The following is a 12,384-nucleotide window of genomic DNA, read 5'->3' on the forward strand; positions in this document are numbered from 1 at the left end:
ATTGCTCATGCGCCTCGTACACGCGAGCGAATGATGGACGTGGCAGTGTGGAGGAATGTGCGGCCGTCGCCCGGCTTGTCCGCATACGGTGGGAGCCATGCAGGATCTCTCGCGGTTCCAGCATCCCCGGTTCGCCCGCGCGTACGACCGGATGAGCCGGCGGGCCGAGCCCGTCACCGGCGAGCTGCGCACCCGCCTGCTGGACGGGCTGAGCGGCCGCGTCCTGGAGGTCGGCGCCGGCAACGGGCTCAGCTTCCCCCACTACCCGCCGGGCGTGCGCGAGGTCGTCGCGGTCGAGCCCGACGACGTGCTCCGCGCCGCCGCCGAGCGGGCCGCGGCCACCGCCCCCGTGCCGGTACGCGTCGTGCCCGGCCACGCCGGGGCGCTGCCGTCCGGGCCGGCCGAGTTCGACGCGGTGGTGGTCTCGCTCGTGCTCTGCTCGGTCCCCGACCCGGCGGGCGCGCTCGCCGAGCTGCGCAGGGTGCTCAAGCCCGGCGGCGAGCTGCGCTTCTTCGAGCACGTGCGCTCCGACCGGCCCGTCCGCGGGCTGCTGCAGGACCTGGTCACCCCGGTGTGGTCGCGGGTGGCCGGCGGCTGCCACCCCAACCGCGACACGGCGGCGGCCATCGGCGCCGCGGGCCTGGTCATCGAGGAGCACGACCGGTTCACCCACCGGATCCCCGGCGCGCCCCCGCTCGCCCACATCCTCGGCCGGGCACGCAACCCCTGATCACGTGCCGCCCGGCAGCCGCGGGCTGATGCGGCCCTGGTCGACCAGGGCCAGATAGGCGGCGAACGCGCCGTGCGTCCACATCGCGGCCTGCGACGACGTCAGCGTGACCTCCTCGCCCTCATGCGTGCGGAGCACGTAGCCGTCGGGCGACTCGCGCCGCCACTCGGCCAGCATCCCCTCGTGCACGAGGACGTCGAGCATCCCCGTCAGGTATTCGCGTCCGGTGGCGAACACGGCGCGGGCCTCCTCGCATCTCGCCGGATCCCCCGCATGGCCCCTCAATTCTGCGTCGCGCGGGCGGGAAACGCACCGCCCTCGGGAACCTGGGACCGCCGGGCGGTGTATCACGGCCGGAGGTGTGACATGAGAAGGTTGATGGTCATCCTGGCCGCCGCTGCCGCGCTGATCGCGGGCGCGCCCCCGGCCTCGGCGTCCGGCGGGTGGGCGCTCACGTATCTCGATCCGGTGCCGTCCTCGCTGGCTCCCGGCACGTCGTACACGATCGGCTTCTGGGTCCTGCAGCACGGCACCCACCCGTTCGAGGGCGAGCTGGGCCCGACCGCGCTGCGGCTGACCGGCGCCGACGGCCTCGTCCGCGAGTTCCCCGGCAGCCCTTTGCCCGAGCCCGGCCACTACGCGGCCGCCGTCAACGTGCCCGAAGGCGTCCACAAGCTGACCGGCGTGCAGGGGATGTTCCAGCCGTACGAGATCGGGGCCCTCACCGTGCCGGGCCGGATCGAGATCAACCCCCTCGACCCCGAGCTGGTCAAGGCCCTTCGTGAGCCGACCGTGGACTACTGGGGCGTGATCCGTCCCCCGGGCATCCCCGACCTCGAAGGCGTACCGGACGCCTCCCCAGCACCTCCCACCGCGGCATCCGCGCCCGCCGCCACAGTTCCCGATTCCGCGCCCACCGCGGAAACGCCCACCGTCGGCGTCCCCCCGTACACACTCCTGCTCGCCGCAGCAGGCGGCGCGCTGCTGGCGGTGGCGGCACTGCGGTTGCCGCGCCGAGGACGCGAACCGGACCCGCCAGTCGACGACAAGGCGGACACGATCGTCATCTCGGGGTAGGCGCACGCCGCGCTTCAGGGGTGATCGTCCGTGGATGTCGCTGCTTGCCACTGCGGAGGCGGGCTGCTCGTGTCGGTCCGCGCCGCGGTGGTCACGGTCACGCGCGGACGTGCGGGTGTGTGGCGTGGTGCGGGCTGCGCCTGGTGCGGCCTTGTGACCTGCGGTGGTGGGCACAGTCCGCCTCGCGTGGTGGCGCGGTGCGGGCGGTGTTTCGGCTCGCGGGGTGCGTAACGGGTGTGGCTGGAGGGCTCGGACAGGGGGCTGGACGGCGGGGGGTAGATCTTGTCAGGGCGTCGGGGGTCTGAGAGATTGCTCCTACTTTCTCAGCCCCCCGGAGGTCACGCGTGCCACCCTTACGCCCGGCCCTCATCGCCGCCGCCCTCATCGTGGGGACGGCCACCCCCGTCCAGGCGGCAACCGCTCCAGAGATCACCGTCGAGAACGGCCGCACGCAGCCGGTCTTCTCCTACGCCGACGCCATCCGCGAACACGTGTACGTCGAGTCGACCGTCGACAGCGACGCCGACGGCAGGCTCGACCGGGTGCGTGTCGACATCATCAGGCCCAAGGAGTCCGGCCCCGGCCTCAGGGTGCCCGTCATCATCGACGAGAGCCCGTACTACGACAACTCCGGTCGAGGCAACGAAGGCGAGCGGAAGGTCTACGACGACGCCGGCAACGTCGTGAAGTTCCCGCTCTTCTACGACAACTACTTCGTGCCGCGCGGCTACGGCGTGCTCAACGTCGACATGCTCGGCACCACCAAGTCCGACGGCTGCCCCGACGTCGGGGGCAAGGCCGACGTGCTGGGCGGCAAGGCCGTCATCGACTGGCTCAACGGCCGCGCCAAGGCCTACCGCGCCGACGGCAGCCCCGCCGTCGCCGACTGGACCACCGGCAAGTCCGCCATGATCGGCAAGTCGTACGACGGCACGCTCGCCAACGCCGTCGCCGCCACCGGCGTGCGCGGCCTGGAGACGATCGTGCCCATCTCCGCGATCAGCTCCTGGTACAAGTACCAGCGCTCCAACGGAGTCATCTACAACTACGACTACGCCTCCTGGCTGGCCAACTACATCGACACCGACCCCGAGCCCAAGTGTCAGGCCGTGCGCGACCGGATGGACGCCGAGGACGGCGACGACACCGGCGACTACAACGCCTTCTGGGCCGAGCGCGACTACATCAACGGCCTGCTCGGCGACGTCTCCAAGGTGCGGGCGAGCGTGTTCGTCGCGCACACCGTCAACGACCTCAACGTCAAGCCCGACAACTTCTCCGAGTGGTGGGAGGCGCTGGCCAAGCGCGGCGTGCCCCGCAAGATCTGGCTCGGCCAGACCGCCCACGTGGACCCGTTCGACTTCGAGGGCCGCAGAGGGCTCTGGGTGGACACGCTGCACCGGTGGTTCGACCACTGGCTGCACGGCGTGCGCAACGACATCATGCGCGAGCCCCGCGCCGACATCGAGGTCGCTCCCGCCCAGTGGATCACCGAGCGCGACTGGCCGGCCCCCCGCGGCCACAAGCTGACCCTGCGCCCGGCCGCCGACGGCTCGCTCCGCCTCCTGCCCGGCAAGAAGGCGACCGCGAGCTTCACCGACGTGCGCATGACCGAGTCCGACATGGTGTCCGACGTCGGCACCGCCAAGCCGGGCCGGATCGCGTACACCACCGGTGAGCTGCCCCTCAACCTGCGCCTGTCCGGCACCCCGGTCGCCGACCTGCGGGTCAAGCTCGACAAGCCGACCGCCAACCTGACCGCGCTGCTCGTCGACTTCGGCGACGACACCCGCGTCGACTGGCGGCGCGGCGGGGGCATCACCACCCTGACCGAGGAAGACTGCTGGGGCGACAGCACCGCCGGGGACGACGCCTGCTACCGCAAGGTCGTCACCAACACCGTCAACCGGCCGGTCGAGATCGTCGCGCGCGGCTGGATCGACGTGCAGAACCGCCTCTCGCTCAGCCGCTCCGCACCGCTGCCCGTGGGCACGTACGGGAGCGTCAAGTGGGAGACCCTGCCGCAGGACTACATCTTCAAGAAGGGACACCGGATCGGCCTGGTGATCGCCGGCACCGACTCGAACTACAGCAACGAGACGGGCACCGGGGCGAACGTCACCGTCGACCTGTCCAAGAGCTCGATCGCGTTCCCGGTGGTGCTCGGGACGCCGCTGGAGAGCGTGCCGCAGGACAGGGCGAGGTTCATCGGACCCCGGGAGGTGACCCTGCCGGAGCCGGAGCGGGAGTTCTCGTTCTTCTGACCTGACCTGCCGCAGTGACCGGGCCTCGGGCGGATCGCCGCCCGAGGCCCTCTTGCTCGTGTGTGCATCTTCGCCTTGGTCATTCACGTGTTCGTGGGCAGTTGCTCCAATAGCCGCCTCCGTTCGTGTCGGGGATGAGGGCGCCTCTGTCATGGGTGACGGTCCACGACACCATGAGCGTGAGGGTTCCGTCCGCCGTGGTCGTGCCTTCGGTGGCCTCGCCGTCGCCCTTGGCGGTGCCGGTCCAGTGGACGGTGACGACGCCGGACTCGGTGACGGGCGGGCCCAGGCAGCCGGGGCGGGCGGCCGGGGCGGCGACGGTGAAGGCGTTGCCGGAGACGGCGATGCCGTTCGTGCCGGAGAACGAGGTGACGCGGCAGTCCCCGGTGCACGTCAGCTTGAACGTCCCGGACCGCTTCTCGCCCAGCTTCACGGACGTGGGCGAGATCGAGGCCACGGGCGCCGGGGGAGACGCCTTTCCCCGCGCTGCCGCGTCCACCGGGGCTGCGGTGTCAGCGGGGTCGGCGGGTGACCCGGTGTCCGCGGGCGCCTGGGTGTCTGCCGAGTCCGCGGGCGCGCTGGTGTCCGCTGGTGCCTGGGTACTTCCGGGGTCGGCAGGTACTTGATCCTGGTCTGTCGTGGCCTGGGGGTCGGCCGGTGCCTGTTCCGTTCCCGCCGTGGCTCCTGGACCGGCCGAGGACTGGCCGGTCGCCGGGTCCAGTGTGGCCGGGGCCTGGCGCTGGCGGCTCTGGATCCCTGCCCAGACCAGGCCCGCCACCAGCATCACCACACCGACGATCAGCGCCGCCCGTACGAGCCACCGCAGCGAGATCCTGGCCTCCGGGTCGTCCTCGTCCGGTCGCTCCCGCCAGAACTCGTCCCACGTCTCCCCGTGGCCCCCGGCAGGACTCTCCACGGGCGGGTTCGCGAACACCAGTTTGTCCCCGTACTGGGTCACCGGCGTCCTGCCGCTCCGCCACCCCGGATCCAGCGTCCGCATCGGCGCGTGCTGCCGCGGCGGGTCATCACTCCGCCTCGGCAACGGCACACTGATCCACCCGTCCGCCCCGCCCTCACCCAACCGAGGCGGCGTCTCGTCCCCGAACCCGGCAGAACTCCAGGAGTGCGGCTTCTTGGGGCCGAGCCAGCCAGAGCTCAAATGCCTTTTGTCTCCGGCCCCGTCAAGGCTCAAGCGTGGCGGTGTCTTGCCACCTAGTCCGGGGAGGCTCCGGCGGGGGACTGTGTCGCCTCCGTGCTCGCCATCGCCCGAGCGGGCCGGCGTGCCGGGTTCGGTCGCGTCCCACCGAGGTGGTGTCTCGTTCCCGCGTCGGAGGGCCGTGGGGTCGATTCCGCGTTCGCCCCGGGGAGGCTCGGGGGCGTTCGGCGGAGCTTTCTCGTCACCCGTATTCGGCACGCTCCCGTCGTCCCGTGTCCCGTCCGTGTCACCGCTCACCTCGGCGGCTTCCGCGTTCTCGTCCGTACCGTCTCGCGGTTCGTCAGGCGGGGCGGCGGAGTCGGCCCGGTCCGGTGACGCGCCGGTGTCGAAGGGGTCTTCCCCGAAGGGCGCCTCGGCGGGACGTTCCTCCTGCGCCGTGCCCCAGTGCGGCGGCGCGGTCTTCTTCTCCGTGGGGACGCGCATCGGGGGGAAGTCGCCGCGTTTGCGGTACGGGATGGTGTCGCCCGAGGAGGAGTCGTGGCCCGCGGGCGGCGTGGGAAGCCCCGTGGTGCCGGTGGGCACCAGGCGCTCGCCCGTCTGGTGGGCCGCCCGCAGCAGAGCCTCGGCCGTGCCCGGTGAAGCGGACGGTCCCCGGCGCGCCCTGGAGCCGGGCTCGTCGGCCTCCGGCGGGCCGCCGCCGGAGGGTTCCTGGCCGGTGGCGGCCGCGCCCGCCACCGGCCAGGAGTTTTCCCTGGTGCCCGTCGTGGGGCCGGGGACCAGGGAGATCAGCGCGGGCGGCGGCTCCATCAGACCGCGCGCCTGCGCCGGGAACCCGTCGGAGCGCCACGCCGCCGGATCGCCGGGCAGCGGGTCACCCCAAGCGGGCTGGTCGCGTAACGTGTCAGGGATCGCGGCCAGCGGCAGGCCGAGCAGCAGCACACCGGCCCGCACCCCCTCGCGGGGCGCCGCCTGGCAGGCCTGGCAGGAGCGGACGTGCCGGGCGATCCGGGTGCGGTTGCGCCGGCCGGGCGCCCTCGCCCAGTCCGTCACCCGTACCGCCAGCCGCGCGCACCCGTCGCGGGTCCGCGCCGCGCGCACCGCCGCGACCCACTCCTCCAGCCGGTCGGCGGCCTCCGCGATCATGGTGTTCACCTCGATCGCGGAGACGTCGAAGATCACGGCGATGTCCGCGCTCGCCAGCTCGTGCCGCACCGAGAGGTCGAGCAGCTCCCGGTGCGGCGGGTCGAGCGCCCGCAGCGCGTCGGCCACCTCACCCGGCGCGCCCGGCCGGGTCCACGAGCCGGGGCTGGCCGGCCTGGACGCCGCGACGGCCGCGCGATGGCACCGCGCGAGCGCGTACAGCCACGGACGCAGCGCCTCAGGATCGCGCAGCCGCTCCCCGTGCACGTGCGCCGACAGCAGCGCCCCGGCGACGGCCAGCTCCGCGTCGGAGGCCGACAGGCCCGTGCGGCAGTAGTCGTAGAGGTGCCTTCCATGCTGCTCGCACAGCCTGCCGATGGCCTCGCGCGCCTCGTTGGACAGCGTCCGCCACATGATCGACTACTCCTCCAGCTAGCACGGCGTCCCTCGCCCGGCCCCTGGCTACGTCAGGGGGCCCGCTAGACGACCTCCGGCAGGGTGGGTTCGGGGTCGCCGGCGCCGGATCGGGCACCGTCCACGCCGGCCGCGGGCGTGGTGCCGGCGACCCCCGTCCAAGGAGCGGGGAAGGCGGTCATGACGCCCTCCCGTGCGCGGCCGCCCGCGAGGGCGGCCGGTTCAGCGTGACCGGGCGGCCCGTCGCCCGCGACAGCGCCCACCACGCGCTGCACAGGTTCGAGGTGAGCAGCGTCCGGTCGTTGCCCGCGCCGAGCGTGCCCAGCACCGGCAGCGTCGCCATTCCGCTGCAGGCGAACAGCAGCACCGCGTCGACGGGCAGGTCCGCCTGCTTCACCTGGTCGACCAGTTCCGAAGGGGTGATGTCGTACGGGGAGAAACCGCCCTGCGCCCGCACCGGCACGACCCCGGCGATCCGCATGCCCGCGGCCTTCCAGAACCGCTCGGCCAGCTCCGTCAGCCACGGCTGGTACGGCGAGACGATGTGCACCTCCTCCACCCCGAGGTGCCCGATCGCCTCCATGATGGCCACCGTCGCGGTCGCGAACGGCACCCCGAACCGCTCGCTCATCCGCTCGCACTCGTCCTGGTCCTCGTCCGGGTCGAGCAGGTAGCGGGGGCCGTCGCAGGCCATGACGAGCGCGTCGAGCGCCAGGTCGCCGAACGAGCAGGCCATCGCGGGCAGCGCCGCGTTGTAGCTCTCCAGCCGCTCGGCCATCGCCAGCCCCGGGCGTACCGGGAACCGGCTGACGTGCATGTCGGCGCGGGAGCCGAGCAGACGGGTCAGCTCGGGCTCCGCCGACGGGTTGGCGGGCGGCACCAGCACGCCCACCCTGCCGCGGTTCATGCCGCCCTCCCGCCGGGTTCCTCGGGCGGCACGTCAGGCGTTCTGTCCGGGAAGCCGTCGGCCGGGGCGACCGTCCGTCCGGACACGTGCCGGATGCCGTGCAGCCGGTGTGCCGTCCTCGCGGAGCGCTGATCGGCCGGCCGGGTCCCGCGTACGGGAACGCCGTGGTGCCGCGGGCCGCGGACCTCGTCGGTGAGCATGATCACTCCTGTCCATGGGGGTTGCCCCAAGGGGCTGGAACGTCCTGGAGGCCGAGGCGGACCAGCTCTCGATCGGCCTGGCCACGTACTTCCGTGAAGGTGGCGCGGAGCTCCAGCAGGAGCCCGCGCAGTGACTCGGCCTCCTGCCGCGCCGCGCGCAGAGAGGCCTGTACGGCGCGGCGGCGGCCGGCAGCGCCGCTATCGCGACCAGGTTCATAGTGACCGTCCAGGCCGGGGGAGTGGTGCGCCGGGGGGCGGGTCATCGCGACGGCGCGCAGGCGTCCGGGAGGGGAGGGACGGAGAGGCCGGGCGGCCGGTTGGGCACGCTGGCCGCGACCACGCGCTCGGACAGGCAGGTCGTCAGCCGGGCCGGGCGGACGCGCGGCGGCACCCGGCCACCGGCCACCGTCGTCGCCACCCGGACGGCCAGCGACAGGTGCTCGGCGCAGCGCCGGCGCACCTTCGCCTCCAGGCCCACGACCTGGGCCAGCCGGAGCCGCAGCGGCTCCAGGGTGGCGGTCCGCTGCAGGCCGTCGAGGTCCTCCAGGCGGTCCGGCCAGCGCAGGTCCTCGCGCAGCCGCGCCTCCACCTCGGCGACGATGCTCCCGGCCCGCCGCCCTTCCTGGCGCAGCCGGGTGGCGATGGTGACCGCCGTGAAGATGGTGAGGTCGTAGTCGGCGAGCCGGCCCGCGAGCGCGGCGGCGAGCACCTGGACGCGGTGCGTCAGGCCGTCGGCGCTCCAGCCGAGCACCAGCAGCCGGTCGGCGGCCGGCTCGACATGCCAGCCCGCGAGCCGCAGTTCGCGGGCCATCCGGTGGTACAGGCTCCACCTGTCACCGTCGCCGTCGATCCAGATCTGGACGCCGCCGAAGGGCAGGTCTGACACGTTGACCGGCTCGCCGTCGGGGGCTGACCGCGCGCAGATGCGCTGGATCACCCGCTCCTGCACTGGCGAGACCGGGGTTCTGGTGAACCAGGGACTGACCTGGTGATCGATGGTCACGTCCGGCCACCTCCCTGCCGAGCGGCTCCGTTGAGCGTCCGGCTGTCAGGTAACAGTTTCCACGTGTCGTACGATACTGGCTAGATGCGGGATAGTGTGTCAACTCTCAGTTTTCGCCGAAAGAAGATGCCCCGGGTGCGGGAAGGGTGACCTGTCCGGTCAGGACGTCCCGCCGAGGGGTCAGGTCTACGCTTGATTGCGTATTACGGGTAGCAGGAGGCATGCGTGGCGAAGTTCGCCGAGCGACTCGACCTGGCGCTGGCCAAGCGCGGTTTCACGGGTGCTCAGGTCGCCGCAGCGCTCACCGAGGCCGGAATCCCCATCACCCGCGCCTACGTCAGCCAGTTGCGCACGGGAAAGCAGACCAACCCCACGCTCCAGGTGCTGCGGGCGCTGGCCGCGTGCCTCCAGGTGAGCGTGGGCTGGCTGGTGGGCGAGGATCACGTCGAGGCCGGCACGGTCGAGGACCTGCAGCTCCGTGCGGCCGGCATCGGCCTGTCCGCGTCCGGGCTCTCCGAGAGCTCGCTGTCCGTCCTGCGGGGGGTGATCGAGCTGGCCCGCAAGGCGGAGGACCTGCCCGCGGACCCGGAGCCCGCCATGGAGATCCCCGACGCGGCCGCGCCGCTGGAGGAGTCCGTGCGCCGCGCGCTCGGCGAGCGGCTCCACTCGCTGCGCCTGGCCGCGCAGCTGTCGCCGGAGAAGGTGGAGGCCGTGCTCGGCAAGGGCGCCATCGCGGTCGAGGCGGTCGAGCAGGGCCGCATCGCCCCGGCCCCCGCCACGGTCGAGCGCCTGCTCACCCTGTACGGCGTCACCGCCATGCCCGCGCGCGAGTACGTCCTGTCGATCGCGCGCGGCGAGCGCGAGCTCGAATGGTACGACTCGAGCAACTTCCCCGTATGGCTGGCCACGACCTGCTCCATCGACAGCAGGGCGTCGGTGATCCGCACCTATCACACCCACTTCGTGCCGCCGCTGCTGCAGACCGAGGACTACGCGCTCGCGGCGATCGCGGCGGCCGACATGGGATCTTTCCGGCACACCACGGCCGACTCGGCGGTGGACATCCTGGCCGCCCGCCAGCGGCTCATCCTGGGGCCGAACGGACCGGTCGTGTGGGCGGTCATGGACGAGGGCGTGCTGCTCCGCTCGATCACCGAGACCCCCGTGCTGCTCGATCAGCTCAACCGGCTGATCGAGTTCGCCAAACGCCCCAATATCTCTCTGCATATCGTGCCGATGGAGGATCCCGCTTACGTCCCGCGTACCGGCCCGTTCACGCTCTGGCGTTTCGACGAGGCGTTCGAGCCCGACATCGCGTGCGCGCACGCGCTGGAGGCGGACGAACTGATCACGGACGCCGTTCAGGTGGAGGCCTATCACCAGGCCTTCACCAAGCTGTCGGTGACCACGACCACCCGCGACGAGACCCTTGAGACGCTGTGCGCCCACCGCGACAGGCTCGCCCGCGCCGTGGGGAATTGATCGTTCCACCACACCCGATAGAACGAAAGAGCATAAATCCCAAAAAATCTAGGGCTGGGTGCTTGGATAAAGGGATTTTTCCACCATTATGAATTTGGGCAACCGAGTGGGGTCAGCAACCGGAACTTTCCCAACAGAAAGTGGGCGAGGGGAAAGGGGCGACACCCAATGCGCCAGCGGGCTATCCGAAACCTGGCCAATCTCGACACTACCCATGCACGGGTTACCCGCATACTCGACGCGGCGACGGGAGGAAAGAACAACTTCAGAGCCGACAGGGAGGCGGTCAACCGCTACGACGTGGCCGCCGAGATCACCACTGCTGCCGCACAAGCCATTCTCGGGTATTTATCACGGGTCGTACGCCACCTGGCGCTGGAGGGCGTCGACCAGTTCCTGATCGTGGGCAGCGGGGTGCCGAGCGGCCTGCCACCGGGCCGCAGACTGCACGACATCGCACGCGAGACGCCGCGCACGGCGTCCGCCCGGGTCGTGTACATCGAGAACGACCCGATGGTGCTGGCCAACGCGCAAGCCACCATCGAGCCGATCACCGATCTCGTGCGGGTGGTCGAGGGTGACATCCCGCAGATCGACGAGATCCTGGACGACCGTGTCGTGCGCACGTTCGTGGACTGGAACCGGCCCATGGCCTGGGTCGTGGTCTCGGGCCACAACGTGAGCGACGACGAGCAGGCCCGTCACGTCATCAAGCGGCTGCGGGAGAACGCGCCGCGGGGCAGCTACCTGGCCCTGCTGCAGACCACGTTCGACGGCATCCCGCGGGAGTTGCTGCCGGCGATCAACGATCTGCTGGCGATGACGCTGCCGGGACACGCGGTCCGTACCCGCAAGGAGCTCGAAGCCCTGCTGGAAGGGCTGGAACTGCTGGAACCGGGGCTGGTGTGGGTCCCGGAGTGGCGGCCGGACGGCGACGACGACGCCTGCGCCGACCAGCCCGGCAGTTCGGGCAACTACGGGGCGGTGGCGCTGCTGCCATGATCCGCGGAACACCGCCGTCCGGGCCGAGGGCACCGCCCCGGCCCGGGGCGGCGGCGCCCGCGCGTCAGTCCCACCAGAAGGACCAGGCGTGCGAGCCGATCAACTGCCCGGCGTACCCGTGCAGGTCGCCGGGACCCTGGAGCACGTTGTCAGGGCAGAACGTCCAGTGTTCGGCCGCCACGTGCAGCGCGTGCTCCTGATCGGCCGGAGGCGCGGCCACGCTGATCTCCAGCGTGTTGAACCCGACGCCGACCACCCGCGCCCCGAAGCGGTCCTCCCAGCTGCGCACCACGGCGGCCAGCGGCACCATCCACTCGTTGTGGTGCAGCGCGCCCTGCCAGCCCATCGCGGCCAGCGCGTCGGCGCCCCTCTCCGCGGCCACGAGCCCCAGCGGCATGCCCTTGACCGCCAGCTCGTCCGCGTACCAGGCGGCCACCACGTCCGGATCGGCGACCGGCCGGCCCGCGGGCGCGAGCCCCGGGCAGATCGCCCCGTACGGCTCCAGCTCGGCCAGCGCGTCGGCCGGCATCTGCGCCACCCATTCCTCCCAGACCTCCGCCATGAAGCCCTCGGCGGTGAAGTGGTCGATCTGCACCGGATCGTCCGGCACCACCTGCCCCACCGACCACGGCTGGGCCGACTCGTCCAGCAGGACCGGCCACAGCCCGCTGCGCGGATGCTCCTCGCGGAAGCGCCGCCAGTCGTCGCCCGTCGCGGGCTCGTCGCTCATCCAGAACGCGGGCCTGACGGGCTCACCCTGGCCGGTGTAGCCCGGATCGGGCCAGATCACCTCGCCCTCGGGCAGCCCCGCCGACAGGCCGCGCCCCCTGCCGCCGTCGGCGAAGAGCCGGCACAGCTCGCCCGGCAGCCGATGATCGTTCATGCCCTACCATTCCGAGACGGAATCCTGCCTCCGAGATGGTAGTGCCGCCACTCGCTTCAGGACTTTTGTCCTGGGCGATCCCGTATCAACGAATCCCGCGCACCGTCATCGGCCGGGCTTCCGGCG

Annotated in this window: 11 protein-coding genes; 5 read left to right on the forward strand and 6 right to left on the reverse strand. The window is 72.0% G+C overall.

Annotated features, from left to right (window positions below; all coding sequences use genetic code 11):
• Positions 1 to 97 precede the first annotated feature (97 nt).
• Positions 98 to 730: a class I SAM-dependent methyltransferase gene (locus KME79_RS01995; protein WP_246639148.1), complete on the forward strand. Its 633-nt coding sequence runs from the start codon at positions 98 to 100 to the stop codon at positions 728 to 730.
• On the opposite strand, the gene KME79_RS02000 is transcribed toward KME79_RS01995, so the two are convergent.
• Positions 731 to 967: a hypothetical protein gene (locus tag KME79_RS02000; protein ID WP_148030238.1), complete on the reverse strand. Its 237-nt coding sequence runs from the start codon at positions 965 to 967 to the stop codon at positions 731 to 733. It abuts the gene before it with no gap.
• A gap of 129 nt (positions 968 to 1,096) precedes the next feature.
• On the opposite strand from KME79_RS02000, the gene KME79_RS02005 reads away from it, so the two are divergent.
• Positions 1,097 to 1,807: a hypothetical protein gene (locus KME79_RS02005; protein ID WP_219543079.1), complete on the forward strand. Its 711-nt coding sequence runs from the start codon at positions 1,097 to 1,099 to the stop codon at positions 1,805 to 1,807.
• A 344-nt stretch (positions 1,808 to 2,151) separates the two neighbouring features.
• A complete protein-coding gene (locus KME79_RS02010; RefSeq protein ID WP_219543080.1) occupies positions 2,152 to 4,071 on the forward strand; it encodes a Xaa-Pro dipeptidyl-peptidase in 1,920 nt (639 codons plus the stop codon).
• Between the two features lie 79 nt (positions 4,072 to 4,150).
• On the opposite strand, the gene KME79_RS02015 is transcribed toward KME79_RS02010, so the two are convergent.
• The 4 genes from KME79_RS02015 to KME79_RS02030 all read right to left on the reverse strand — a co-directional run bounded on the left by KME79_RS02015 (position 4,151) and on the right by KME79_RS02030 (position 8,891).
• Complete coding sequence (locus tag KME79_RS02015) at positions 4,151 to 6,781, reverse strand: RNA polymerase sigma factor (RefSeq protein WP_219543081.1); 2,631 nt, start codon at positions 6,779 to 6,781, stop codon at positions 4,151 to 4,153.
• Positions 6,782 to 6,959: 178 nt separating this feature from the next.
• A complete protein-coding gene (locus KME79_RS02020) occupies positions 6,960 to 7,688 on the reverse strand; it encodes a maleate cis-trans isomerase family protein (RefSeq protein WP_148030242.1) in 729 nt (242 codons plus the stop codon).
• On the reverse strand, positions 7,685 to 7,888 hold the full coding sequence (locus KME79_RS02025; protein WP_148030243.1) for a hypothetical protein: 204 nt from the start codon (positions 7,886 to 7,888) through the stop codon (positions 7,685 to 7,687). The genes KME79_RS02020 and KME79_RS02025 overlap by 4 nt, the downstream gene beginning before the upstream one ends.
• Positions 7,889 to 8,147: 259 nt before the next feature.
• Entirely contained in the window at positions 8,148 to 8,891 is a 744-nt protein-coding gene (locus KME79_RS02030; protein ID WP_219543082.1) for a hypothetical protein, read from the reverse strand.
• Between the two features lie 225 nt (positions 8,892 to 9,116).
• Between KME79_RS02030 and KME79_RS02035 the strand changes: the two genes are divergently transcribed.
• A complete protein-coding gene (locus tag KME79_RS02035; protein WP_148030246.1) occupies positions 9,117 to 10,373 on the forward strand; it encodes a helix-turn-helix domain-containing protein in 1,257 nt (418 codons plus the stop codon).
• Between the two features lie 168 nt (positions 10,374 to 10,541).
• Complete coding sequence (locus KME79_RS02040; protein WP_148030247.1) at positions 10,542 to 11,375, forward strand: SAM-dependent methyltransferase; 834 nt, start codon at positions 10,542 to 10,544, stop codon at positions 11,373 to 11,375.
• 64 nt (positions 11,376 to 11,439) lie between these two features.
• On the opposite strand, the gene KME79_RS02045 is transcribed toward KME79_RS02040, so the two are convergent.
• Positions 11,440 to 12,258, reverse strand: coding sequence for a DUF4253 domain-containing protein (locus tag KME79_RS02045; RefSeq protein ID WP_148030248.1), 819 nt, complete (start codon positions 12,256 to 12,258; stop codon positions 11,440 to 11,442).
• Between the last annotated feature and the right edge of the window lie 126 nt (positions 12,259 to 12,384).

This window comes from Nonomuraea harbinensis (genome assembly GCF_019396385.1).
Lineage (GTDB): Bacteria > Actinomycetota > Actinomycetes > Streptosporangiales > Streptosporangiaceae > Nonomuraea > Nonomuraea ferruginea.

Bases quoted from the DNA above. Each gene is read 5' to 3' on its own strand.
- KME79_RS01995 (WP_246639148.1), top strand. From the start codon at position 98: ATGCAGGATCTCTCGCGGTTCCAGCATCCCCGGTTCGCCCGCGCGTAC.
- KME79_RS02040 (WP_148030247.1), top strand. From the start codon at position 10,542: ATGCGCCAGCGGGCTATCCGAAACCTGGCCAATCTCGACACTACCCAT.
- KME79_RS02020 (WP_148030242.1), bottom strand. From the start codon at position 7,688: ATGAACCGCGGCAGGGTGGGCGTGCTGGTGCCGCCCGCCAACCCGTCG.
- KME79_RS02045 (WP_148030248.1), bottom strand. From the start codon at position 12,258: ATGAACGATCATCGGCTGCCGGGCGAGCTGTGCCGGCTCTTCGCCGAC.
- KME79_RS02025 (WP_148030243.1), bottom strand. From the start codon at position 7,888: ATGCTCACCGACGAGGTCCGCGGCCCGCGGCACCACGGCGTTCCCGTA.
- KME79_RS02005 (WP_219543079.1), top strand. From the start codon at position 1,097: ATGAGAAGGTTGATGGTCATCCTGGCCGCCGCTGCCGCGCTGATCGCG.
- KME79_RS02015 (WP_219543081.1), bottom strand. From the start codon at position 6,781: ATGTGGCGGACGCTGTCCAACGAGGCGCGCGAGGCCATCGGCAGGCTG.